Here is a 23,519-nt window from a genome sequence, read left to right on the forward strand (position 1 = left end):
CATTCCCGTAAGGGAATTCCGAGAGATACCGCCTGAGCTTTTCGGCTCAGGTCAGTTCCGCCAGGCTCGGCAGGGACTTCCACGGAAGTCCCTGCCGGGAACCGGCAGACGATCAGGAGATAGACGTGATCCAGCAGGAGTCGCGACTGCGCGTCGCCGACAACACTGGTGCGAAGGAAATCCTTTGCATCCGTGTTCTCGGTGGTTCCGGTCGCCGCTACGCGGGCATCGGTGACGTCATTGTCGCCACCGTGAAGGACGCGATCCCCGGTGGCAACGTGAAGAAGGGTGACGTCATCAAGGCCGTCATCGTTCGCACCGTCAAGGAGCGCCGCCGTCCGGACGGCTCGTACATCCGCTTCGACGAGAACGCGGCCGTCATCCTCAAGAACGATGGCGACCCCCGCGGCACCCGCATCTTCGGCCCGGTGGGCCGGGAGCTGCGCGAGAAGAAGTTCATGAAGATCATCTCGCTCGCGCCGGAGGTGCTGTAACCGATGAAGATCAAGAAGGGCGACCTGGTCCAGGTCATCACCGGTAAGGACAAGGGCAAGCAGGGCAAGGTCATTCAGGCCTTCCCCCGCGAGGACCGCGTTCTTGTCGAGGGTGTCAACCGGGTCAAGAAGCACACCAAGGCCGGCCAGACCGCTCGTGGTTCGAAGACCGGCGGCATCGTGACGACCGAAGCCCCCATCCACGTCAGCAACGTTCAGTTGATCGTGGAGAAGGACGGTAACAAGGTCGTCACCCGCGTCGGATACCGCTTCGACGACGAGGGCAACAAGATCCGCGTTGCCAAGCGGACCGGTGAGGACATCTGATGACTGCCACCACCAACGCGCCGCGCCTCAAGCAGCGCTACCGCGAAGAGATCGCCGGGAAGCTGAAGGACGAGTTCTCCTACGAGAACGTCATGCAGATCCCCGGCCTGACCAAGATCGTGGTCAACATGGGTGTGGGCGACGCCGCCCGCGACTCCAAGCTGATCGAGGGTGCCATCAAGGACCTCACCACGATCACCGGCCAGAAGCCGGCCGTCACCAAGGCCCGTAAGTCCATCGCGCAGTTCAAGCTGCGTGAGGGCCAGCCGATCGGTGCCCACGTCACCCTCCGCGGTGACCGCATGTGGGAGTTCCTGGACCGCCTGCTGTCGCTGGCGCTGCCGCGCATCCGCGACTTCCGTGGTCTGTCCCCGAAGCAGTTCGACGGTCGGGGCAACTACACCTTCGGTCTCACGGAGCAGGTCATGTTCCACGAGATCGACCAGGACAAGATCGACCGGACGCGGGGCATGGACATCACCGTGGTTACCACGGCGTCCAACGACGATGAGGGCCGCGCCCTGCTTCGTCACCTCGGCTTCCCGTTCAAGGAGAACTGACCGTGGCGAAGAAGGCTCTGATCGCTAAGGCGGCTCGCAAGCCGAAGTTTGCTGTGCGCGCGTACACGCGTTGCCAGCGCTGCGGCCGGCCGCACTCCGTCTACCGCAAGTTCGGCCTGTGCCGCGTGTGCCTTCGTGAGATGGCTCACCGTGGCGAGCTGCCGGGCGTGACCAAGAGCTCCTGGTAAACCCGCCCTCCCGTCGCCCAACCGCCGCCCCTCAAGGGTGCCTTACAGGCGACAGGAATTTCTGGTGGGTTTGCCCGGAGGCTCTCGGTAAGCATCCGGTCGGCAGGTGCCCGGCCCTTCGTCCCGTAAGGTAGAAGGGTTGGGCGCCCCGCCGCCCGAGACCGACCGCGGGCACCGCCCGCATAACGTCGCTTACTACGCCGTAGGTCCCCGCGCCGCACCCGTCCCGACTCTGATCGGGGAGAGGGATGGCGCACATAGGAAACCCCGGCGAGAGAGGCCGAAGGCCAATTCATGACCATGACTGATCCCATCGCAGACATGCTGACCCGTCTGCGTAACGCGAACTCGGCGTACCACGACACCGTCGTGATGCCGCACAGCAAGATCAAGTCGCACATCGCGGAGATCCTCCAGCAGGAGGGTTACATCACCGGCTGGAACGTCGAGGACGCCGAGGTTGGCAAGAACCTCACCCTCGAGCTGAAGTTCGGCCCGAACCGCGAGCGCTCGATCGCCGGCATCAAGCGGATTTCGAAGCCGGGCCTGCGGGTCTACGCAAAGTCCACCAACCTGCCGAAGGTCCTCGGCGGCCTGGGCGTGGCGATCATCTCCACGTCCCACGGTCTCCTGACCGGCCAGCAGGCCAGCAAGAAGGGCGTGGGTGGGGAAGTCCTCGCCTACGTCTGGTAACCAGGGAACGGAGGAATAGCTAATGTCGCGTATTGGCAAGCTGCCCATCCCGGTTCCCGCTGGTGTGGACGTCACCATCGATGGCCGGACGGTCGCGGTGAAGGGCCCCAAGGGTTCTCTCTCGCACACCGTCGCCGCGCCCATCGAGGTCGCCAAGGGTGAGGACGGCGTTCTGAACGTCACCCGCCCGAACGACGAGCGTCAGAACAAGGCCCTGCACGGCCTGTCCCGCACGCTGGTGGCGAACATGATCACCGGCGTGACCCAGGGCTACAGCAAGGCGCTCGAGATCAGCGGTGTCGGTTACCGAGTCCAGGCGAAGGGCTCCAGCCTGGAGTTCGCGCTGGGCTACAGCCACCCCATCGTGATCGAGGCCCCCGAGGGCATCTCCTTCAAGGTCGAGTCCCCGACCAAGCTCAGCGTCGAGGGCATCGACAAGCAGAAGGTCGGCGAGGTTGCGGCGAACATCCGCAAGCTGCGCAAGCCTGACCCGTACAAGGCCAAGGGCGTCAAGTACGCCGGCGAGGTCATCCGCCGCAAGGTCGGAAAGGCTGGTAAGTAAGCCATGGCATACGGTGTGAAGATCGCGAAGGGCAACGCCCGTAAGGGTGCCGCCCTCAAGCGGCGCCACATCCGCATCCGTAAGCGGATCGCGGGTACCCCCGAGCGCCCCCGCCTGGTCGTGACGCGCTCCAACCGCGGCATCACCGCTCAGGTCATCGACGACATCGCGGGCCGCACGCTCGCGTCGGCGTCGCACCTGGACGCGTCGATCCGTGGTGGCGAGGGCAGCAAGGGCGACCAGGCCAAGCAGGTCGGGTCCCTGGTCGCTGAGCGCGCCAAGGCCGCCGGCGTCGAGGCCGTCGTGTTCGACCGCGGTGGCAACCAGTACGCCGGGCGCATTGCCGCTCTGGCGGACGCCGCCCGCGAAGCCGGGCTGAAGTTCTAAGCCCCGGTTCCGGAGCTAGCGGACGTAACAGAGAGAGGTAAATCCAATGGCTGGACCCCAGCGCCGCGGAAGCGGTGCCGGTGGCGGCGAGCGGCGGGACCGGAAGGGTCGCGACGGTGGCGCTGCCGCCGAGAAGACCGCGTACGTTGAGCGCGTTGTCGCGATCAACCGCGTCGCCAAGGTTGTCAAGGGTGGTCGCCGTTTCAGCTTCACCGCGCTGGTCGTGGTGGGCGACGGTGACGGCACCGTAGGTGTCGGTTACGGCAAGGCCAAGGAAGTTCCGGCTGCCATCGCCAAGGGCGTGGAAGAGGCCAAGAAGAACTTCTTCAAGGTCCCCCGTATCCAGGGCACCATCCCTCACCCCATCCAGGGCGAGAAGGCTGCGGGCGTTGTCCTGCTCAAGCCGGCTTCCCCCGGTACCGGTGTGATCGCCGGTGGTCCCGTGCGCGCCGTTCTGGAGTGCGCGGGCATCCACGACGTGCTGAGCAAGTCGCTCGGTTCGTCGAACCCGATCAACATCGTGCACGCCACGGTGACCGCGCTTCAGGGCCTTCAGCGCCCCGAGGAGATCGCGGCCCGTCGTGGCCTGCCGCTGGAGGACGTTGCTCCCGCCGCTCTGCTGCGGGCGCGTGCCGGGGTGACCGCGTAATGGCGCACCTCAAGATCACGCAGACGAAGTCCTTCATCGGTAGCAAGCAGAACCACCGCGACACGCTGCGTTCGCTCGGGCTCAAGCGCCTGAACGACGTGGTTGTCAAGGAGGACCGCCCCGAGTTCCGCGGCATGGTGCACACCGTCCGCCACCTCGTGACGGTTGAGGAGGTCGACTGACATGGCGGAGAACAACCCGCTGAAGGTCCACAACCTCCGGCCCGCCCCGGGCGCCAAGACCGCCAAGACCCGTGTGGGTCGTGGTGAGGCGTCCAAGGGTAAGACCGCTGGTCGTGGTACCAAGGGCACCAAGGCCCGTTACCAGGTTCCGGAGCGCTTCGAGGGCGGGCAGATGCCCCTCCACATGCGTCTCCCGAAGCTCAAGGGCTTCAAGAACCCCGCCCACAAGCAGTTCCAGGTCGTGAACCTGGACAAGCTGACCGCGCTGTTCCCCGAGGGTGGCGAGGTTACGGTGGCCGATCTGGTCGCCAAGGGTGCTGTTCGCAAGAACGAGCTCGTCAAGGTGCTCGGCGCCGGCGAGGTCTCCGTGGCGCTGCAGGTGACGGTTGACGCCGTCTCCGGCTCCGCCAAGGAGAAGATCGCCGCTGCCGGCGGCACCGTCACCGAACTCCTCTGAGTTCGTTGGTTCAACTGACCGGGGATGCCCATTGATTGGGGCATCCCCGGTTGGTCGTTCCACGGGGGGTACGGTCGCCGGTAAGGTGGCGTGCACTGTTGTTTTCCGGGGCTTTGCCCCGGACCCCCGCCGCGCGGGCCGAGCCTGCGCGGTTTTTGGCCGCTAAGTATTCGTCGATCCTCAAGACCGTCACCTCCCGCACCAGAGGCGGGAGGCGCAGGAGGCACCGTGCTCACCGCGTTCGCCCGAGCGTTCAAGACGCCCGACCTGCGCAAGAAGCTGCTGTTCACATTGGGCATCGTGGTGCTCTACCGGATCGGTGCACATGTTCCGGTACCCGGGGTGAATTACGCGAACGTCGAGACCTGCATGAAGCAGGCCGGCGGCAACAGCGGGTTGTTCGCCCTGGTGAACATGTTCAGCGGCGGCGCGCTGCTCCAGATCACGATCTTCGCGCTGGGGATCATGCCGTACATCACGGCCAGCATCATCCTCCAGCTCCTGACCGTGGTGATTCCGCGCCTGGAGGCCCTCAAGAAAGAGGGCCAGACCGGCCAGGCGAAGATCACCCAGTACACCCGCTATCTGACCGTGGCGCTCGCCGTGCTGCAGGGCACCGGCCTGGTGGCCACCGCCCGCAGTGGTGCGCTCTTCCAGAACTGCCAGGTCGCCAGCGAGATCGTTCCCAGCGATTCGATTTTCACCACCATCACGATGGTCATCACGATGACCGCCGGTACGGCCGTCGTCATGTGGCTCGGTGAGATGGTGACCGACCGCGGTATCGGCAACGGCATGTCGATCCTGATGTTCATCTCGATCGCCGCGGGCTTCCCGGGCGCGCTGTGGCAGATCAAGCTCACCGGCAAGCTCGCCGACGGTTGGATCGAGTTCTTCGCGGTCATCGCGGTGGGTCTGGCGATGGTCGCCCTGGTGGTCTTCGTCGAGCAGGCCCAGCGGCGCATTCCGGTGCAGTACGCGAAGCGGATGATCGGCCGCCGCTCCTACGGCGGTACGTCCACATACATCCCGCTCAAGGTGAATCAGGCGGGTGTGATTCCCGTCATCTTCGCGTCATCGCTGCTCTACATTCCGGCCTTGATCGCACAGTTCAGCGGGTCGAAGGCGGCATGGGCGACGTGGATCGCCACCAACTTCACCAAGGGAAATCACCCGGTTTACATCGTTACGTACTTCCTGCTGATCGTCTTCTTCGCCTTTTTCTACGTCGCCATCTCCTTCAACCCCGAAGAAGTTGCCGACAACATGAAGAAGTATGGTGGCTTCATCCCGGGCATCCGGGCTGGTCGCCCGACGGCCGAGTACCTCAGCTACGTGCTCAACCGGATCACGTGGCCGGGCTCGCTGTATCTGGGGCTGATCGCGCTCGTACCAACAGTGGCGTTGGTGCTTTTCAACGCGAACCAGAACTTCCCGTTCGGCGGGACGAGCATCCTGATCATCGTGGGTGTGGGTCTGGAGACCGTGAAGCAGATCGAGAGCCAGCTCCAGCAGCGCAACTACGAAGGGTTCCTCCGCTGATGCGAATCGTCCTCGTCGGACCCCCGGGGGCCGGCAAGGGTACGCAGGCTGCGTACCTTGCCAAGAACCTCGCGATCCCGCACATCTCCACGGGTGACCTCTTCCGCGCCAACATCAGCCAGGGCACGCCCCTGGGGGTCAAGGCGAAGTCCTACATGGACGCCGGGAACCTGGTACCGGACGAGGTGACGATCGGCATGGCCGAGGACCGGCTGGAGCAGCCGGACGCGGCCGAGGGGTTCCTGCTGGACGGATTCCCGCGCAACCTCAAGCAGGCCGAGGCGCTCGACGTCTACCTCAAGGGCAAGGGCATCACGCTGGACGCGGTGCTCGACCTGGAGGTCCCGGAGGAAGAGGTCGTCAAGCGGATCGCCGGCCGGCGCATCTGCCGCAGCAACTCCGCGCACGTCTTCCACGTCGAGTACGCCAAGCCGGCTGCCGAAGGCGTCTGCGACGAGTGCGGTGGCGAGCTGTACCAGCGGGACGACGACCACGAGGACACGGTGCGCAAGCGCCTGGAGGTCTACCACTCGGAGACCGAGCCGATCATCGACTACTACAAGGCCCAGGACCTGGTCGTCACGATCCCGGCCCTCGGCAAGGTCGAAGAGGTCACCCGGCGCGCCATGCACGCACTGGGCCGCGGAGAGTAACCGCCGCTCGATTTCGCGCATACGGCCGCGATGCCCGGCAAGGGCGTCGCGGCCGTATCGTATGGAGGGGCGGGCGCGCCCGCGCGGCGGTCGGCCGCCGCGCGAAGACGCACATTGTCGTAATCGTCGGTTCAGGAAGGCGTCAGGCCGCCATGGTGGAGATCAAGACCCCGGAGCAGATCGCGAAGATGCGCGAGGCGGGGCTGGTGGTCGCCGCCATTCACGCGGCGACCCGTGAGGTCGCGGTGCCGGGCGCGACGACGAAGGACCTCGACGACGCGGCGCGCAAGGTGCTCGCCGACCACGGCGCGAAGTCGAACTTCCTCGGCTACGGCGGCTTCCCCGCCACGATCTGCACCTCGGTGAACGACGTGGTGGTCCACGGCATCCCCGACACCGAGACGGTGCTGCGCGACGGCGACATCATCTCCATCGACTGCGGCGCGATCGTCGACGGCTGGCACGGCGACGCCGCGTACACCGCGTTCGTCGGCTCCGGTCACTCCCCGGAGCTGATCGAGTTGAGCCGGGTCACCGAGGAGTCGATGTGGGCCGGCATCGCGGCCGTCGCCAAGGGCAACCGGCTGGTGGACATCTCCAAGGCGATCGAGGGCTACATCCGCCGCCAGCCGCGGCCGGCCGGCGGGAAGTACGGCATCGTCGAGGACTACGGCGGCCACGGCATCGGCTCGCAGATGCACATGGACCCGCACCTGCTGAACTACGTCGACCGCCGGCGCGGCCGCGGTCCGAAGCTGGTGCCCGGTTTCTGCATCGCGATCGAGCCGATGGTCAACCTCGGCACGGCCAAGACGCACGTCCTCGACGACGACTGGACCGTCAAGACCAACGACGGTAGCTGGTCCTCGCACTGGGAGCACTCCGTCGCGCTGACGGAGGAGGGCCCGCTGGTGCTGACCGCCGTGGACGGCGGCAAGGCGAAGCTGGCCGAGCTGGGGATCACGGTCGCGCCGGACCCGTCCGCCAAGCTCTGACGCGCCCGGCGAGCGCCCCAGCGCTTAAGGATCACCGTCGGTGGGCAATAATCGTGGATTCGTCTTTTGGTGACCACTGAAGTAGACTGACGCGTCGGCTCTCGTGCATCCGTGTGCCCGCTTCTCGAAGCGGCTCGCCGCAGGAGAGCTGATCAAGGTAGCCGATTCGAAAGGCGAAGCGTGGCCAAGAAGCAAGGTGCCATCGAGATCGAGGGCACCGTGATCGAGTCTCTGCCGAACGCGATGTTCAAGGTGGAGCTCCAGAACGGTCACAAAGTCCTCGCGCACATCAGCGGCAAGATGCGGATGCACTACATCCGCATCCTCCCGGATGACCGGGTCGTGGTGGAGCTCTCTCCGTACGACCTGACGCGTGGCCGGATCGTCTACCGCTACAAGTAGATCTTGTCGGCGCCCCGCTCCCGTGGGGTGACGGCACTGACCCGGAGAACCTCACATCCCATGAAGGTCAAGCCGAGCGTCAAGAAGATCTGCGACAAGTGCAAGGTGATCCGCCGTCACGGCCGGGTCATGGTCATCTGCGACAACCTGCGCCACAAGCAGCGCCAGGGCTGACGCACGCCGACCAACCTGCATTTCGCAGTTTTTCGCGCGACGCAAGCAAGTACGTACATACGCAGTCACCCGACCCCCGCATCTGTCGCGTGGGGACGACACCCTCGGCTCGGAGGCCGGGGACCCGGCTCGTAATTCTGAAGAGTCTTACGGGAACGGTGCTGCGGAAGACCTCCGAATAGCCATCAGGAGCCACATCAATGGCACGCCTCGCAGGCGTTGATCTCCCGCGCGAAAAGCGCGTGGAGGTCGCCCTCACCTACGTCTTCGGTATCGGGCGCACGCTGTCGCAGCAGACCCTCGCCGCCACCGGCGTGAACCCGGACACCCGTGTTCGCGACCTGGCCGAGGAAGACCTGGTCAAGATCCGCGAGTACGTGGACAACAACCTCAAGACCGAGGGTGACCTCCGTCGCGAGATTCAGGCCGACATCCGCCGCAAGGTCGAGATCGGCTGCTACCAGGGTCTGCGTCACCGCCGCGGCCTGCCGGTGCACGGTCAGCGCACCAGCACCAACGCCCGTACCCGCAAGGGTCCGCGTCGCGCGATCGCCGGCAAGAAGAAGCCGGGCAAGAAGTAGTCCTCACCGGACGCACTGCGGTGTGCGGGAGCGATCCCAGGTCACCGCAGGCCATCGCGGTCCGAGTAGTAGGACCGACCACCTCCACGGGAGTAATGAATGCCTCCGAAGGGCCGTACGGCCGGCGCCAAGAAGGTGCGCCGCAAGGAGAAGAAGAACGTCGCCCACGGGCACGCTCACATCAAGAGCACGTTCAACAACACCATCGTTTCGATCACCGACCCCACGGGCAACGTGATCTCTTGGGCCTCTGCCGGCCACGTCGGCTTCAAGGGCTCGCGCAAGTCGACCCCCTTCGCCGCGCAGATGGCCGCCGAGTCGGCCGCTCGCCGCGCGCAGGAGCACGGCATGCGCAAGGTCGACGTCTTCGTCAAGGGTCCCGGCTCCGGCCGTGAGACCGCGATCCGCTCCCTCCAGGCCACCGGCCTCGAGGTGGGTTCGATCCAGGACGTCACCCCCACCCCGCACAACGGATGCCGCCCGCCCAAGCGCCGCCGCGTCTGACAAGCTGAAGTAGGAGACAAGACAATATGGCGCGTTACACCGGGGCCGACTGCAAGCGTTGCCGTCGGGAGAAGCAGAAGCTGTTCCTCAAGGGCAGCAAGTGTGAGAGCGCAAAGTGCCCGATCGAGATTCGTCCTTACCCCCCGGGTGAGCACGGACGCGGGCGCACCAAGGACAGCGAGTACCTGCTGCAGCTTCGTGAGAAGCAGAAGTGCAGCCGCATCTACGGTGTCCTTGAGAAGCAGTTCGTGAACTACTACAAGGAAGCGAACCAGAAGTCCGGCAAGACCGGTGAGAACCTTCTGCGCATCCTTGAGACTCGTCTCGACAACGTGGTCTACCGGGCCGGCTTCGCCAAGTCCCGTGACCACGCCCGTCAGCTTGTCCGTCACGGACACATCAACGTGAACGGCCGCAAGACCGACATTCCGTCGGCTCGTGTGTCCGCGAACGACATCATCGAGGTCCGTGAGGGCTCCCGGAACCTGACCCCCTTCCAGGTGGCTCAGGCCGAGGCCGGCGACAGGACCGTTCCGGCGTGGCTGGAAGCGATCCCGTCGAGCCTCCGGGTCCTCGTGCACAGCCTGCCCGAGCGCCAGGTGATCGACACCCAGGTGCAGGAGCAGTTGATCGTTGAGCTCTACTCCAAGTAAGAGCTGAATGGTCTGGGCGGTACGGAGCCAATGGCGCCGTACCGCCCGTACCCTTTGAAGTACAGAGGGCGTCAAATAGCGGGCGCCCACGACTGAAGGATTTCACCATGCTGATCGCTCAGCGCCCCTCGCTGACCGAAGAGGTCGTCGACGAATACCGCTCGCGGTTCGTGATCGAGCCGCTGGAGCCGGGCTTCGGCTACACCCTCGGCAACTCCCTGCGCCGCACGCTCCTCTCCTCGATCCCCGGCGCGGCGGTTACGTCGATCCGGATCGACGGTGTCCTGCACGAGTTCACCACCGTGCCGGGCGTCAAGGAGGACGTCACCGACCTGATCCTCAACATCAAGCAGCTCGTCGTCTCCTCGGAGCACGACGAGCCGGTCGTGATGTACCTGCGCAAGCAGGGCCCGGGTCTGGTCACCGCCGCCGACATCGCGCCGCCGGCCGGTGTCGAGGTGCACAACCCCGACCTGGTCCTCGCCACGCTGAACGGCAAGGGCAAGCTGGAGATGGAGCTGACCGTCGAGCGCGGTCGCGGCTACGTCTCCGCCGTCCAGAACAAGCAGGTGGGCCAGGAGATCGGCCGTATTCCGGTCGACTCCATCTACTCGCCGGTGCTCAAGGTCACGTACAAGGTCGAGGCGACCCGTGTCGAGCAGCGCACCGACTTCGACAAGCTGATCGTCGACGTCGAGACCAAGCAGGCCATGCGTCCGCGTGACGCCATGGCGTCGGCCGGTAAGACCCTGGTCGAGCTGTTCGGTCTGGCGCGCGAGCTCAACATCGACGCCGAGGGCATCGACATGGGCCCCTCGCCCACGGACGCCGCCCTGGCCGCCGACCTGGCGCTGCCGATCGAGGAGCTGGAGCTCACCGTTCGGTCGTACAACTGCCTCAAGCGCGAGGGCATCCACTCGGTGGGCGAGCTCGTGGCCCGCTCCGAGGCGGACCTGCTCGACATCCGCAACTTCGGTGCGAAGTCGATCGACGAGGTCAAGGCGAAGCTGGCCGGCATGGGCCTGGCCCTCAAGGACAGCCCGCCCGGATTCGACCCGACCGCCGCCGCGGACGCCTTCGGCGCCGACGACGACGCGGACGCCGGGTTCGTGGAGACCGAGCAGTACTGAGCCGTCCCGGCTCGTGAATCTTCCGCGGGGCGACCGCCTCGCGGGAACTGACACCGGTACCTGATACGGCCGGTGCAGCCATGAAGGAGAAACACCATGCCGAAGCCCGCCAAGGGTGCCCGTATGGGCGGCAGCGCCGCGCACGAGCGTCTGATGCTGCGGAACCTTGCCACCGCTCTCTTCGAGCACGGTCGCATCACGACGACCGAGGCCAAGGCCCGTCGTCTGCGCCCGTACGCCGAGCGTCTGGTGACCAAGGCGAAGAAGGGCGACCTTCACAACCGCCGTCAGGTCATGCAGCTCATCTCGGACAAGAGCGTCGTCCACACGCTCTTCACCGAGATCGGTCCGCGGTTCGAGAACCGCCCGGGTGGCTACACCCGGATCACCAAGATCGGTAACCGTCGTGGCGACAACGCTCCCATGGCCGTCATCGAGCTGGTGGAGGCGCTGACCGTGGCCCAGCAGGCCACCGGTGAGGCCGAGGCCGCCACCAAGCGTGCGGCCAAGGACGCCGAGACGGCTCCGGCCGCGGCCGAGACCGCTCCGGCCGCCGCCGAGGGCGACGAGGTCAAGGACGCCTGAGTTCCGGCGCACTGAGCGGGTCCGTCCCCTTACGGGGGCGGGCCCGCTTTCGCGTGTCGCGAGGCTGAGAGGATTGCGGTGTGAGTGACGAAGTGGAGCCCGGGTACGTCCGGGTGCGGCTGGACCTGTCGTATGACGGGAAGGACTTCTCGGGCTGGGCGAAGCAGCGGGAGCGGCGGACCGTTCAGGGGGAGCTGGAGACCGCGCTGCGCACGGTGACCCGGTCGGACCGGACGTATGAGCTCACCGTCGCCGGGCGGACGGACGCCGGGGTGCACGCCCGCGGGCAGGTGGCGCACGTGGACCTGCCGGAGACGGTGTGGGCCGAGCACGGCGAGCGGCTGCTGCGGCGGCTGGCCGGGCGGCTGCCGAAGGACATCCGGGTCTGGCGGGCGGCCGAGGCGCCGTACGGCTTCAACGCGCGGTTCTCGGCGATCTGGCGGCGCTACGCCTACCGGGTCACCGATCACCCGGGGGGCGTCGACCCGCTGCTGCGCGGCCACGTGCTCTGGCACGACTGGGCGCTGGACGTCGAGGCGATGAACGAAGCCTCGCGGGCGCTGGTGGGCGAGCACGATTTCGCGGCGTACTGCAAGCGGCGGGAGGGCGCGACGACCATCCGGACGCTCCAGGAGCTGAGCTGGGTGCGGGACGCGGACGGGGTCATCACCGCGACGGTGCGGGCGGACGCCTTCTGCCACAACATGGTGCGTTCGCTGGTGGGCGCGCTGCTGTTCGTGGGGGACGGGCACCGGCCGGTGGAATGGGCCGGCAAGGTGCTGGCCGCGGGGGTGCGGGACTCGGCGGTGCACGTGGTGCGGCCGCACGGGCTGACGCTGGAGGAGGTCGGCTACCCGGCCGACGGGCTGCTGATGGCGCGCAATCTGGAGGCGCGCAACAAGCGGACCCTGCCGGGCGCCGGCTGCTGCTGAGGCGGCGCGTCGGCGTGGGGGACGGCGGGCCCGGTGGGCCGGCCCGGGCGGGCCGGCCGGGGCCGTCAGGAGGCGGACTCGGCCTTCTTACGGGCTTCCTCGGCCTGCTTCGCGGCGGCCTTCGTGGCCTGGTCCTTGCCGCGCTGGGTGATCCGGCTGAAGGCGTACGCGCCGCCGTCCCGGGCGATCTGGCGGGCCTGGGTCTCGGCGTCGGCGACGGGCTTGCCGTCGTTGTAGCCGGCGATCGTGAAGTAGGCGTAGCGGCCGGTGGCGTTCGTCGTCATCCGGCACCGCGTGCCCTGGCAGAAACCGGCCGGGACGCCGCCGCCGGCCAGCGGCATGAGGTTGGCCTTGTTGAGGTTCATGACCTTCGTGGCCTGGGCCGGGGAGGTGAAGACCGCGACACCGACGGTGACCGAAACGCCGCCCTTGGAATACGTCGCGCGCAGCAACTGGGTGCAGCCGTTGTGGGACAGCACCGAGACCAGGGCGCCCTGGACGGCGGCGGTGCAGTCCTTGGTGGTGGAGGTGTTCGTCCGGGGATAGATGTGTTCGCCGACGACCATCTTCTTGTCGGGGAAGAGGGTGGCCGGGGTGAGCGGCGCCCGGTCCTTCTTGGGGTCGGAGATGTAGTCGCGGGGGTTGGGCGGGGGCGGCACGGAGACGTCCGGGAAGGACGGCTTGTCGTCCGGCTCGGCCGGCACACCGGAGGCCGAGGGCGACGCGGTGGTGCCGCCGGTCGCCGTGTCGCCGCCGCCGGCCACGACCGCGGTGGCGACGATGCCGGCCACCGCGACGGTCGCCAGAGCGCCGCCGCCGATCAGCATCCACCGCTTGCGCCGGGCGCGTGCTTCGCTCTCCGCGGCGAGTGCCTCCCAGTCCGGGGCCGACGACTGAGGTCCCCCGGGGCCGTCGAACGGCCCGCCTTGCCCAAAGCTCATGCCGCGCATCCTAAACCGATTGGTGGAATGCGCGGTGGGCCGTGACAATCCAGCCCATGGGACATCTTGAAGCCGGGCATCTGGAGTACTACCTGCCGGACGGGAGGGTCCTGCTGGGGGATGTGTCCTTCCGGGTGGGGGAGGGCGCCTCGGTGGCGCTGGTGGGGGCCAACGGCGCCGGCAAGACGACGCTGCTGCGGCTGATCGCGGGGGAGCTGCAGCCGCACGGCGGGGCGGTGACGGTCAGCGGCGGGCTGGGGGTGATGCCGCAGTTCGTCGGGTCGGTGCGGGATGAGCGGACGGTGCGTGACCTGCTGGTCTCCGTCGCGCAGCCGCGGATCCGGCAGGCGGCCGCGGCCGTGGACGCCGCCGAGCTGGCGATGATGACCTCGGATGACGAGGACGTGCAGATGGGGTACGCGCAGGCGCTGAGCGACTGGGCGGAGGCGCGGGGCTACGAGGCCGAGACGGTCTGGGACATGTGCACCATGGCCGCGCTGGGCATGCCGTACGACAAGGCGCAGTGGCGTCAGGTGCGCACGCTCTCGGGCGGTGAGCAAAAGCGCCTGGTGCTGGAGTCGCTGCTGCGCGGCACGGACGAGGTGCTGCTGCTGGACGAGCCGGACAACTATCTGGACGTGCCGGGCAAGCGGTGGCTGGAGGAGCAACTGCGCGAGACCCGTAAGACGGTGTTGTTCGTCTCGCACGACCGGGAGCTGCTGGCGCGCGCCGCGGAGAAGATCGTCAGCGTCGAGCCGGGGCCGGCCGGTTCCGACGTGTGGGTGCACGGCGGCGGCTTCGCCACGTACCACGAGGCCCGCAAGGAGCGGTTCGCGCGCTTCGAGGAGCTGCGCCGGCGCTGGGACGAGAAGCACGCCCAGCTCAAGAAGCTGGTGCTGTCGCTGCGGCAGGCGGCGTCGATCAGCCACGAGCTGGCCTCGCGGTACGCCGCCGCGCAGACCCGGCTGCGCAAGTTCGAGGAGGCCGGGCCGCCGCCGGAGCCGCCGCGCGAGCAGGACATCACGATGCGGCTGCACGGCGGCCGTACGGGGGTCCGGGCGATCACCTGCGAGGGCCTGGAGCTGACCGGGCTGATGAAACCGTTCGACCTGGAGATCTTCTACGGCGAGCGGGTCGCGGTCCTGGGCTCCAACGGCTCCGGCAAGTCGCACTTCCTGCGGCTGCTGGCGGGGGACGCCGAGCGTCCCGTGGAGCACACCGGGAAGTGGAAGCTGGGCGCGCGGGTCGTGCCGGGGCACTTCGCGCAGACGCACGCGCATCCCGAGCTGCTGGGGCGCACGCTGCTGGACATCCTGTGGAGTGAGCACGCCAAGAACAAGGGGCAGGCCATGTCGGCGCTGCGCCGCTATGAGCTGGAGCGCCAGGCCGACCAGCGCTTCGAGAGGCTTTCGGGAGGCCAGCAGGCCCGTTTCCAGATCCTGCTGCTGGAGCTGTCGGGCACGACCGCGCTGCTGCTGGACGAGCCGACCGACAACCTGGACCTGGAGTCGGCGGAGGCGTTGCAGGAGGGGCTGGAGGCGTACGACGGGACGGTGGTGGCGGTGACGCACGACCGGTGGTTCGCGCGGTCCTTCGACCGGTTCCTGGTGTTCGGCTCGGACGGGCGGGTGCGCGAGACGCCCGAGCCGGTGTGGGACGAGCGCCGTGTCGAGCGGGAGCGGTAGCGGCCGGGCGGCAGCCGGGGGGAGTGGGCCGTCCGGGGCCGGATCGCACGCCGGTTCGGGGCGCGTTTTGACCCGTACGGGGTTGGGTCGGTATTCTGCGAGTTCGTTATGCGTATTGGCTTGCTCTATCTCACGTGAGGGGCCCTTACGCCGGTCCACCGGGCCGATGACCAGCGGCGGACGATCGGGTTGCGTCACCCGTAGTGCCGCCAGCGCTGAATGTCGACCGTGGTGACCAGTACAGGACCCGTCCCCTTGAGCCCTCGCGGGCTTGCGGAGACCCCATCACTGAAGAAGCGAAGGCTACGACCGTGCGTACGTTCAGCCCCAAGCCCGGCGATGTCCAGCGCCAGTGGCACATCATTGACGCGCAGGACGTTGTCCTGGGCCGTCTGGCCAGCCAGGCCGCGTCCCTCCTGAGGGGCAAGCACAAGCCGGTGTACGCGCCGCACGTTGACATGGGTGACTTCGTCATCATCGTCAACGCCGACAAGGTGCACCTCTCCGGCAACAAGCGGAGCCAGAAGATGGCCTACCGCCACTCGGGCTTCCCGGGTGGTCTGCGTTCCGTCCGCTATGACGAGCTGCTCGACAAGAACCCCGAGAAGGCTGTCGAGAAGGCCATCAAGGGCATGCTTCCGAAGAACACCCTCGGCCGTCAGATGCTCTCGAAGCTGAAGGTCTACGCGGGCGCCGAGCACCCGCACGCTGCGCAGCAGCCGGTCCCGTTCGAGATCACCCAGGTCGCGCAGTAAGTCCGGCCACCCCCTAAGACGAAAAGAATCTGAGGAGCATCGTGGCCGAGACCACTCCCGAGACCCCCGTCAACGAGAACGACGAGGCGGCCGTCGAGGAATACACCACCGAGACCGAGGTCGTGGAGTCGGAGTACACCTCCGAGTCCCTCGCCTCCCGCTTCGGCGACCCGCAGCCGGCTGCCGGCCTGGGCCGCCGCAAGAACGCCATCGCCCGCGTCCGGATCGTTCCGGGCACCGGCCAGTGGAAGATCAACGGTCGCACCCTTGAGGGCTACTTCCCCAACAAGGTGCACCAGCAGGAAGTCAACGAGCCCTTCAAGGTGCTCGAGCTCGACAACCGCTACGACGTCGTCGCCCGCATCTCCGGCGGCGGCATCTCCGGCCAGGCCGGTGCGCTGCGTCTGGGTGTCGCCCGTGCGCTGAACGAGGCGGACGTGGACAACAACCGCGCCCCGCTGAAGAAGGCCGGCTTCCTCAAGCGCGACGACCGTGCGGTCGAGCGTAAGAAGGCCGGTCTGAAGAAGGCCCGTAAGGCGCCGCAGTACAGCAAGCGCTAAGCCGCTCGCTGCACCGTGCAGCTCTTGGCGAACGCCCCGGTGGCACGAATCGTGCCGTCGGGGCGTTCGGCTATCCGGGACCAGGGGCGTATACCTGGACTTCAGTCTCTGGTCCAAGCTCATCTACTCGGAGGACAGCAGTGGGACGACTCTTCGGCACGGACGGTGTGCGCGGTGTCGCCAACGCGGACCTGACGGCGGAGCTCGCGCTCGGCCTGTCGGTCGCGGCGGCGCATGTGCTCGCGGAGGCGGGCACGTTCGAGGGGCACCGGCCGGTGGCCGTGGTCGGCCGTGATCCACGCGCGTCCGGGGAGTTCCTGGAGGCCGCGGTCGTCGCGGGTCTGGCCAGTGCGGGGGTGGACGTCCTGCGGGTCGGGGTCCTGCCGACGCCGGCGGTGGCGTACCTGACCGGCGCGCTCGGCGCGGACCTGGGCGTGATGCTCTCCGCCAGCCACAACCCCATGCCCGACAACGGCATCAAGTTCTTCGCCCGCGGCGGCCACAAGCTCGCCGACGAGCTGGAGGACCGGATCGAGAAGACCTACCGCGGGCACCGCACCGGCGAGCCGTGGGAGCGCCCGACGGGTGACGGCGTGGGCCGGGTCACCGTCTACGACGAGGGCTTCGACAACTACGTCGCGCATCTGGTCGGCGTGCTGCCCAACCGCCTCGACGGGCTGAAGATCGTCATCGACGGCGCGCACGGCGCGGCGGCGCGGGTCTCGCCCGAGGCGTTCGCCCGGGCCGGCGCCGACATCATCACCATCGGCACCGAGCCCAACGGTCTGAACATCAACGACGGCTGCGGCTCGACCCACCTGCGGCTGCTGCGCGAGGCCGTCGTCGAGCACGGCGCCGACCTCGGTGTGGCGCACGACGGTGACGCGGACCGCTGCCTGGCCGTGGACCACGAGGGCAACGAGATCGACGGTGACCAGATCCTGGCCGTCCTGGCCCTGGGCATGCGCGAGGCCGGCACGCTGCGCAAGAACACCGTCGTCGCCACCGTCATGTCGAACCTGGGCTTCAAGCTGGCCATGGAGCGCGAGGGCATCGAGTTCGTCCAGACGGCGGTCGGTGACCGTTACGTCCTGGAGGAGATGAAGGCGGGCGGCTTCGCGCTGGGCGGTGAGCAGTCCGGGCACGTCATCGCGCTGGACCACGCCACGACCGGCGACGGCACGCTGACCGGTCTGATGCTGGCCGCGCGGGTCGCGGCGACCGGCCGGTCGCTGGCCGAGCTGGTGGGCGTCATGGAGCGGTTGCCGCAGATCCTCATCAACGTCCCCGACGTCGACAAGTCGCGGGTGGCCACCTCCGCGGAGCTGACCACCGCGGTCGTCGAAGCGGAGCGGGAGCTGGGCGCCACCGGCCGGGTGCTGCTGCGTTCGTCCGGCACCGAGCCGCTGGTGCGGGTCATGGTCGAGGCCGCGGACATCGAGCACGCGCGGTCGGTCGCGGAGCGGCTCGCCGACGTGGTGAAGTCCGCGCTGGGCTAGCCGGCCCCGGACGTCCACCGTCACGCCGTCACGCCGCCGCGCCGGGTCTCCCGCGCGGCGGCGTCCGGCTGTCGCGGGGCGGCGGCCGGAGCGGTGCGGTGATCAGAGCTTGCGCAGGGACAGCCGCTGCACCTTGTGGTCCGGGCCCTTGCGCAGGACGAGGTTCGCGCGGCCGCGGGTGGGCGCGACGTTCTGCTGGAGGTTGGGCTTGTTGATCGTGCGCCACATCTTGCGGGCGTAGTCCAGCGCCTCGTCCTCGGAGACCTGGGTGTACTTGCGGAAGTACGAGAACGGGTTCTGGAAGGCGGTCTCGCGCAGCTTGCGGAACCGGTCGAGGTACCACTTCTCGATGTCCTCGGTGCGCGCGTCGACGTAGACGGAGAAGTCGAAGAAGTCGGCGAGGCCCAGGCGGGTGCGGCCGTCCTTGCCGGGCAGCGCGGGCTGCAGCACGTTCAGGCCCTCGACGATGAGGATGTCCGGGCGCTGCACGGTCAGCCGCTCGCCGGGCACGATGTCGTAGATGAGGTGGGAGTAGACGGGCGCGGTGACCTCGGCCCGGCCGGATTTGACGTCCGCGACGAAACGGGTGAGCGCCCGGCGGTCGTAGGACTCCGGGAAGCCCTTGCGGGACATCAGACCGCGCCGGTGCAGCTCGGCGTTGGGGAAGAGGAATCCGTCGGTCGTCACCAGCTCGACCCGCGGATGCTCCGGCCAGCGCGCCAGCAGCGCCTGGAGCAGGCGGGCGGTGGTCGACTTGCCGACCGCGACGCTGCCCGCGACCCCTATGACGAAGGGGGTGCCGGGCTGCGAGCCGTGGCCGCCGCCCGCGTCGCCGAGGAAGGTGTTCAACGCGCCGCGCAGGTTGCTGGTGGCGCCGACGTAGAGGTTGAGCAGGCGGGACAGCGGGAGATAGACGTCGCGCACCTCGTCGAGGTCGATGACGTCGCCCAGACCGCGCAGCCGTTCGACCTCCTCGGCGGTCAGAGGCAGCGGTGTCTTCTCGCGCAGCGCGCTCCACTGCTCGCGGGTCAGATCGACGTACGGCGAGCTGTCGGCGCGGCGTCGGTGCTGCGGATCGGTCGTGAGGGGCACGCGCCCATTGTGCGCGCGTCCGCCGGGCGACCGGTGGCGGGGTGGCCTCGCGGCGTTACGGGGCGGCCTTGGGCCGCGTCGGGCGGTGGTCGCGTTTCGGCCTTAATGCCTGTACCGGCAGGTAGCTCCCGGGTACGGTCGGCGGTGGGGAACGGGGCCGGATGCGGCCGCGGACGACAAGGGGGGTGGGCGTGGGAGCGCGCCTGTCGGGACTGCTGGGTCAGGCCCGTGACAAGAATGGCAAGAGGGGTCGGCGGGGCGGCGGCCCGGGGGCGGACACCGCACCGGACGACTTCGCCGCCCGGGTGTACGCCGAGCTGGCCGAGGACCTGCCGGACGAGGACATCGCGGAGGATCTCGCCGACTTCCTGGAGCGTTACGAGCCGGGCGGCAGGCCGGGCACGGACGCGGAGGAGGTCGAGGAGTTCCTGGAGACGGTGCGCCAGGCGCATGAGCGGATAGCTCGCGGGTATTGAGCGGGGCGCGTCGTAGGCTGCCTCCATGTGCGGAATCGTGGGTTACGTGGGCGGGCAGCCCGCCCTTGACGTCGTTCTGGCGGGGCTGAAGCGGCTGGAGTACCGCGGCTATGACTCGGCGGGTGTCGCCGTGCTGGCCGACGGGGGCCTGGCGGCGGCGAAGAAGGCGGGCAAACTCGCCAATCTGGAGAAGGAGCTGGCGGACCGTCCGCTGCCGACCGGATCGACGGGGATCGGGCACACCCGGTGGGCCACGCACGGCGCGCCCACCGACGTCAACGCCCATCCGCATCTGGACAACGCCGGTCGGGTGTCCGTCGTCCACAACGGCATCATCGAGAACTTCGCCGGGCTGCGCGCCGAACTCGCCGAGCGCGGGCACCACTTGGCGTCCGAGACGGACACCGAGGTGGTCGCGCACCTGCTCGCCGAGTCCTACTCCTCCTGCGGTGACCTGCCGGAGGCGATGCGGCAGGTGTGCCGGCGGCTGGAGGGCGCTTTCACGCTGGTCGCGGTGCACGCCGACGCGCCGGATCTGGTCGTCGGCGCCCGCCGCAACTCGCCGCTGGTGGTGGGGATCGGCGACGACGAGGCGTTCCTGGCCTCGGACGTGGCCGCGTTCATCGCGCACACCCGGGAGGCCGTCGAGCTGGGCCAGGACCAGGTCGTGGAGCTGCGCCGGGACGGCGTGACGGTCACCGACTTCGACGGCGCGCCCGCGCAGGTCAGGGCGTATCACGTCGACTGGGACGCCTCGGCGGCCGAGAAGGGCGGCTACGACTACTTCATGCTCAAGGAGATCGCCGAGCAGCCCAAGGCGGTCGCGGACACGCTGCTGGGCCGGATCGACGCCTCGGGCGTGCTGTCCCTGGACGAGGTGCGGATCCCGCCGGAGGTGCTGCGGGAGGTCGACAAGGTCGTCATCGTGGCCTGCGGGACGGCGTACCACGCGGGAATGATCGCCAAGTACGCCATCGAGCACTGGACGCGGATTCCCTGCGAGACGGAGCTGGCCAGCGAGTTCCGCTACCGCGACCCGATCCTGGACCGGCGCACCCTGGTCATCGCCATCAGCCAGTCGGGCGAGACCATGGACACCCTGATGGCGCTGCGGCACGCCCGCGAGCAGGGCGCGAAGGTGCTCGCCATCTGCAACACCAACGGCTCGACCATCCCGCGCGAGTCGGACGCGGTGCTCTACACGCACGCCGGGCCCGAGGTCGCGGTGGCGTCGACGAAGGCGTTCCTGACGCAGTTGGTGGCCTGCTATCTCGTCGCGCTCTACCTCGCCCAGGTGCGCGGGACCAAGTGGGGTGACGAGATCCGGGACGTGGTCCGCGAACTGGCGGCCATCGGCACCCAGGTCGAGCAGGTGCTGGCCACGATGGAGCCGGTACGGGAGCTGGCGCGCTCGCTCGCCGGCAAGAACACCGTGCTGTTCCTCGGCCGGCACGTCGGCTACCCGGTGGCCCTGGAGGGCGCGCTGAAGCTCAAGGAACTGGCGTACATGCACGCCGAGGGGTTCGCGGCCGGCGAGCTCAAGCACGGGCCGATCGCGCTGATCGAGGACGACCTGCCGGTGGTCGTCGTCGTGCCGTCGCCGCGCGGCCGCTCGGTGCTGCACGACAAGATCGTCTCCAATATCCAGGAGATCCGGGCGCGCGGGGCGCGGACGATCGTGATCGCCGAGGAGGGGGACGAGGCGGTCGCGCCGTACGCCGACCACCTCGTGCGGATTCCGCGGACGCCGGTGCTGCTCCAGCCGCTGGTGTCCACGGTGCCGCTCCAGGTCTTCGCCTGCGAGCTGGCCACCGCGCGCGGCAACGAGGTCGACCAGCCGCGCAACCTCGCCAAATCGGTGACGGTGGAGTGACCGGGTGATCATCGGAGTGGGGATCGACGTCGCCGAGATCGAACGGTTCGGCGCGGCGCTGGAGCGGACGCCGGAGCTGGCGCACCGGCTGTTCATCGACACGGAACTGCTGCTGGCGACGGGTGAGCGCCGGGGCGTGGCCTCCTTGGCGGCCCGGTTCGCGGCCAAGGAGGCGGTGGCCAAGGCGCTCGGCGCGCCGGGCGGACTGCACTGGACCGACGCCGAGGTGTATGTCGAGGACAGCGGCCGGCCGCGCCTGCGGGTGCGCGGCACGGTCGCGGCGCGGGCGGACGAACTGGGCGTGCGCTCCTGGCATCTGTCGCTCAGTCATGATGCGGGAGTGGCCTCGGCCGTGGTCATCGCGGAGGGGTAGAGCGGGTCCCGGGCGGGTGGGTGTGGCCCCGGGGCGCCGTCCGCGCGGGGTGTGAGACTGGCGGCATGAGGACTGCCTACAGCGTTCAGACCGTGCGGGCCGCGGAGCGGGAGCTCATGGCCCGGTTGCCCGAGGGGACCTTGATGCGGCGGGCGGCGGCCGGACTGGCCGTCGCCTGCGGGGAGTTGCTGGGACGGGTCTACAGCACCCGGGTGGCGCTGCTGGTCGGCAGCGGCGACAACGGCGGCGACGCGCTGTACGCGGGTGCCCGCCTGGCGCGCCGCGGGGCCGGGGTCGTCGCGGTGCTGCTCTCGCCCGAGCGGGCGCACCGGGGCGGACTGGCCGCGCTGCGGGCGGCCGGCGGGCGAGTGTCGGCCGATCCGGAGCGGGACGTGGCCCGGGCCGACCTGGTCGTGGACGGCATCGTCGGCATCGGGGGCCGCGGTGGGCTGCGCCCGGAGGCGGCCCGGCTCGTCGGCGCGGCCCGGGAGTCGGCGATCGTGGTCGCGGTCGACCTGCCGAGCGGGGTGGACGCGGACACCGGCGAGGTGCGCGGGGAGGCCGTACGGGCGGACGCGACGGTGACGTTCGGGGCGTACAAGCCGGGTCTGCTGATCGATCCGGCACGCGAGCGGGCGGGCGCGCTGCGGCTGGTCGACATCGGCCTGGAGCTGCCGGCGGAGGCCGAGGCGGAGGCGTTGCAGCACGCGGATGTCGCGGACCTGCTGCCGCGGCCGGCGGCCGAGAGCGACAAGTACCGGCGGGGCGTGGTGGGCGTGGTGGCGGGCTCCGCGCGCTATCCCGGTGCCGCGGTGCTGGCGGTGGCGGGCGCGCTGCGCGGTGGCGCGGGCGCCGTGCGGTACGTCGGTCCGGCCGCCGACGCGGTGCTCGCCCGGTTCCCCGAGACGCTGGTGCACGCCGGTCCGCCCCACAAGGCGGGCCGGGTGCAGTCGTGGGTGATCGGTCCCGGGCTGGGGGAGGAGTCGGGGGCGCTGGAGGACGTGCTGGCCTCGGACGTGCCGGTGCTCGTGGACGCGGACGGCCTGCGCTTTCTGACCCCCGAACGGGTCCGCGCCCGGACCGCCGCGACCCTGCTGACCCCGCACGCCGGCGAGGCCGCGGCGCTGCTCGGCGGCGGCCGGGAGGACATCGAGGCGGGCCGGCTGCGCGCCGTACGGGAGCTGGCCGGGCGGTACGGCGCCACGGTGCTGCTCAAGGGCTCGACGACGCTGGTCGCGCGGGCCACCGGTCCCGTACGGGTCAACCCCACCGGCACCGGCTGGCTGGCGACGGCCGGCAGCGGCGACGTGCTCTCGGGCCTGACGGGCTCGCTGCTGGCCGCCGGGCTGCCGGCCCGCGACGCGGCGTCCGTCGGCGCCTATCTGCACGGCCTGGCGGCCCGCCGGGCGACCGGGCGGCGGGGCGCCCCCATCGTGGCCACGGAGGTCGCCGACGAACTGGGCGCGGCCTGGCGCGACGTACAGGACTGAGGGCGCGACCGGGGGAGCGCGACGCCCGCCGACACCCCGCCAGCCACGCTCGCGCCCCCTGACGCACCGTCACCACCGCCCCACCGCCCGCCGTTACGCCCGGTGGGGGAACGCCGCGCGGCAGC

General features: G+C 69.1%; 31 protein-coding genes. 29 read left to right on the top strand and 2 right to left on the bottom strand.

Annotated features, from left to right (window positions below):
- The first annotated feature begins 125 nt into the window (after positions 1-125).
- The 21 genes from rplN to truA all read left to right on the top strand — a co-directional run bounded on the left by rplN (position 126) and on the right by truA (position 12,650).
- A complete protein-coding gene (gene rplN, locus ACZ45Z_RS28395; protein WP_003992364.1) occupies positions 126-494 on the top strand; it encodes a 50S ribosomal protein L14 in 369 nt (122 codons plus the stop codon).
- Between the two features lie 3 nt (positions 495-497).
- Complete coding sequence (gene rplX / locus ACZ45Z_RS28400) at positions 498-821, top strand: 50S ribosomal protein L24 (RefSeq protein ID WP_468368159.1); 324 nt, start codon at positions 498-500, stop codon at positions 819-821.
- Positions 821-1,381: a 50S ribosomal protein L5 gene (gene rplE, locus ACZ45Z_RS28405; RefSeq protein WP_468368162.1), complete on the top strand. Its 561-nt coding sequence runs from the start codon at positions 821-823 to the stop codon at positions 1,379-1,381. Before rplX ends, rplE begins: the two co-directional genes overlap by 1 nt.
- A gap of 2 nt (positions 1,382-1,383) precedes the next feature.
- Entirely contained in the window at positions 1,384-1,569 is a 186-nt protein-coding gene (locus ACZ45Z_RS28410; protein ID WP_004571834.1) for a type Z 30S ribosomal protein S14, read from the top strand.
- A gap of 294 nt (positions 1,570-1,863) precedes the next feature.
- Entirely contained in the window at positions 1,864-2,262 is a 399-nt protein-coding gene (rpsH, locus tag ACZ45Z_RS28415; RefSeq protein WP_030062890.1) for a 30S ribosomal protein S8, read from the top strand.
- Between the two features lie 22 nt (positions 2,263-2,284).
- Positions 2,285-2,824 carry a 50S ribosomal protein L6 gene (gene rplF, locus ACZ45Z_RS28420; protein ID WP_468368167.1) on the top strand — a complete coding sequence of 180 codons (540 nt, stop codon included), beginning with the start codon at positions 2,285-2,287 and terminating at the stop codon, positions 2,822-2,824.
- Positions 2,825-2,827: 3 nt separating this feature from the next.
- Positions 2,828-3,211, top strand: coding sequence for a 50S ribosomal protein L18 (gene rplR / locus ACZ45Z_RS28425; RefSeq protein ID WP_468368170.1), 384 nt, complete (start codon positions 2,828-2,830; stop codon positions 3,209-3,211).
- A gap of 46 nt (positions 3,212-3,257) precedes the next feature.
- On the top strand, positions 3,258-3,860 hold the full coding sequence (gene rpsE, locus ACZ45Z_RS28430) for a 30S ribosomal protein S5 (RefSeq protein ID WP_006604888.1): 603 nt from the start codon (positions 3,258-3,260) through the stop codon (positions 3,858-3,860).
- Positions 3,860-4,042, top strand: a complete 183-nt coding sequence (gene rpmD, locus ACZ45Z_RS28435; RefSeq protein ID WP_030074796.1) for a 50S ribosomal protein L30 — start codon at positions 3,860-3,862, stop codon at positions 4,040-4,042. Before rpsE ends, rpmD begins: the two co-directional genes overlap by 1 nt.
- Before the next feature lies 1 nt (position 4,043).
- A complete protein-coding gene (gene rplO / locus ACZ45Z_RS28440) occupies positions 4,044-4,499 on the top strand; it encodes a 50S ribosomal protein L15 (protein ID WP_468368175.1) in 456 nt (151 codons plus the stop codon).
- 228 nt (positions 4,500-4,727) lie between these two features.
- Positions 4,728-6,041 (top strand): preprotein translocase subunit SecY, encoded by a 1,314-nt coding sequence (gene secY, locus ACZ45Z_RS28445; protein WP_468368178.1) that lies wholly within the window; start codon positions 4,728-4,730, stop codon positions 6,039-6,041.
- Positions 6,041-6,694 carry an adenylate kinase gene (locus tag ACZ45Z_RS28450; protein ID WP_468368181.1) on the top strand — a complete coding sequence of 218 codons (654 nt, stop codon included), beginning with the start codon at positions 6,041-6,043 and terminating at the stop codon, positions 6,692-6,694. The genes secY and ACZ45Z_RS28450 overlap by 1 nt, the downstream gene beginning before the upstream one ends.
- A 152-nt stretch (positions 6,695-6,846) precedes the next feature.
- Complete coding sequence (gene map, locus ACZ45Z_RS28455; protein WP_468368184.1) at positions 6,847-7,689, top strand: type I methionyl aminopeptidase; 843 nt, start codon at positions 6,847-6,849, stop codon at positions 7,687-7,689.
- Positions 7,690-7,869: 180 nt separating this feature from the next.
- Positions 7,870-8,091 (top strand): translation initiation factor IF-1, encoded by a 222-nt coding sequence (infA, locus tag ACZ45Z_RS28460; protein ID WP_003956442.1) that lies wholly within the window; start codon positions 7,870-7,872, stop codon positions 8,089-8,091.
- Between the two features lie 60 nt (positions 8,092-8,151).
- Positions 8,152-8,265, top strand: coding sequence for a 50S ribosomal protein L36 (rpmJ, locus tag ACZ45Z_RS28465; RefSeq protein WP_003956441.1), 114 nt, complete (start codon positions 8,152-8,154; stop codon positions 8,263-8,265).
- Positions 8,266-8,465: 200 nt separating this feature from the next.
- The gene (gene rpsM / locus ACZ45Z_RS28470) at positions 8,466-8,846 is read left to right on the top strand and encodes a 30S ribosomal protein S13 (protein WP_006604894.1); all 381 of its coding nucleotides are present in this window, start codon (positions 8,466-8,468) and stop codon (positions 8,844-8,846) included.
- 99 nt (positions 8,847-8,945) lie between these two features.
- Positions 8,946-9,350, top strand: a complete 405-nt coding sequence (gene rpsK / locus ACZ45Z_RS28475; RefSeq protein ID WP_004571845.1) for a 30S ribosomal protein S11 — start codon at positions 8,946-8,948, stop codon at positions 9,348-9,350.
- 26 nt (positions 9,351-9,376) lie between these two features.
- The gene (gene rpsD / locus ACZ45Z_RS28480; protein ID WP_468368188.1) at positions 9,377-10,003 is read left to right on the top strand and encodes a 30S ribosomal protein S4; all 627 of its coding nucleotides are present in this window, start codon (positions 9,377-9,379) and stop codon (positions 10,001-10,003) included.
- Between the two features lie 107 nt (positions 10,004-10,110).
- Positions 10,111-11,133: a DNA-directed RNA polymerase subunit alpha gene (locus tag ACZ45Z_RS28485; protein WP_003956430.1), complete on the top strand. Its 1,023-nt coding sequence runs from the start codon at positions 10,111-10,113 to the stop codon at positions 11,131-11,133.
- A 96-nt stretch (positions 11,134-11,229) separates the two neighbouring features.
- Positions 11,230-11,718 (top strand): 50S ribosomal protein L17, encoded by a 489-nt coding sequence (gene rplQ, locus ACZ45Z_RS28490; RefSeq protein WP_468368191.1) that lies wholly within the window; start codon positions 11,230-11,232, stop codon positions 11,716-11,718.
- Positions 11,719-11,798: 80 nt separating this feature from the next.
- Positions 11,799-12,650, top strand: a complete 852-nt coding sequence (gene truA / locus ACZ45Z_RS28495) for a tRNA pseudouridine(38-40) synthase TruA (RefSeq protein ID WP_468368194.1) — start codon at positions 11,799-11,801, stop codon at positions 12,648-12,650.
- 65 nt (positions 12,651-12,715) lie between these two features.
- Here truA and ACZ45Z_RS28500 read toward each other — a convergent pair whose 3' ends face one another.
- Positions 12,716-13,591, bottom strand: coding sequence for a hypothetical protein (locus ACZ45Z_RS28500; protein ID WP_468368197.1), 876 nt, complete (start codon positions 13,589-13,591; stop codon positions 12,716-12,718).
- 56 nt (positions 13,592-13,647) lie between these two features.
- On the opposite strand from ACZ45Z_RS28500, the gene ACZ45Z_RS28505 reads away from it, so the two are divergent.
- From ACZ45Z_RS28505 to glmM, 4 genes are all read left to right on the top strand, one after another.
- Complete coding sequence (locus ACZ45Z_RS28505) at positions 13,648-15,276, top strand: ABC-F family ATP-binding cassette domain-containing protein (protein ID WP_468368200.1); 1,629 nt, start codon at positions 13,648-13,650, stop codon at positions 15,274-15,276.
- Positions 15,277-15,587: 311 nt separating this feature from the next.
- Positions 15,588-16,031 carry a 50S ribosomal protein L13 gene (rplM, locus tag ACZ45Z_RS28510; RefSeq protein WP_393487445.1) on the top strand — a complete coding sequence of 148 codons (444 nt, stop codon included), beginning with the start codon at positions 15,588-15,590 and terminating at the stop codon, positions 16,029-16,031.
- 41 nt (positions 16,032-16,072) lie between these two features.
- Positions 16,073-16,591: a 30S ribosomal protein S9 gene (rpsI, locus tag ACZ45Z_RS28515; protein WP_468368204.1), complete on the top strand. Its 519-nt coding sequence runs from the start codon at positions 16,073-16,075 to the stop codon at positions 16,589-16,591.
- 140 nt (positions 16,592-16,731) lie between these two features.
- Positions 16,732-18,090, top strand: coding sequence for a phosphoglucosamine mutase (gene glmM / locus ACZ45Z_RS28520; protein ID WP_468368207.1), 1,359 nt, complete (start codon positions 16,732-16,734; stop codon positions 18,088-18,090).
- A gap of 102 nt (positions 18,091-18,192) precedes the next feature.
- On the opposite strand, the gene coaA is transcribed toward glmM, so the two are convergent.
- On the bottom strand, positions 18,193-19,182 hold the full coding sequence (gene coaA / locus ACZ45Z_RS28525) for a type I pantothenate kinase (RefSeq protein ID WP_468368210.1): 990 nt from the start codon (positions 19,180-19,182) through the stop codon (positions 18,193-18,195).
- A gap of 191 nt (positions 19,183-19,373) precedes the next feature.
- On the opposite strand from coaA, the gene ACZ45Z_RS28530 reads away from it, so the two are divergent.
- The 4 genes from ACZ45Z_RS28530 (at position 19,374) to ACZ45Z_RS28545 (ending at position 23,394) form a co-directional block, all read left to right on the top strand.
- Positions 19,374-19,658, top strand: coding sequence for a hypothetical protein (locus tag ACZ45Z_RS28530; RefSeq protein ID WP_468368213.1), 285 nt, complete (start codon positions 19,374-19,376; stop codon positions 19,656-19,658).
- A 25-nt stretch (positions 19,659-19,683) separates the two neighbouring features.
- A complete protein-coding gene (gene glmS, locus ACZ45Z_RS28535) occupies positions 19,684-21,531 on the top strand; it encodes a glutamine--fructose-6-phosphate transaminase (isomerizing) (protein WP_468368215.1) in 1,848 nt (615 codons plus the stop codon).
- 4 nt (positions 21,532-21,535) lie between these two features.
- Positions 21,536-21,904 (top strand): holo-ACP synthase, encoded by a 369-nt coding sequence (locus tag ACZ45Z_RS28540; protein ID WP_468368218.1) that lies wholly within the window; start codon positions 21,536-21,538, stop codon positions 21,902-21,904.
- A gap of 65 nt (positions 21,905-21,969) precedes the next feature.
- Complete coding sequence (locus ACZ45Z_RS28545; protein WP_468368221.1) at positions 21,970-23,394, top strand: NAD(P)H-hydrate dehydratase; 1,425 nt, start codon at positions 21,970-21,972, stop codon at positions 23,392-23,394.
- Positions 23,395-23,519: the final 125 nt, after the last annotated feature.

This window comes from Streptomyces sp. NPDC031210 (assembly GCF_055570395.1).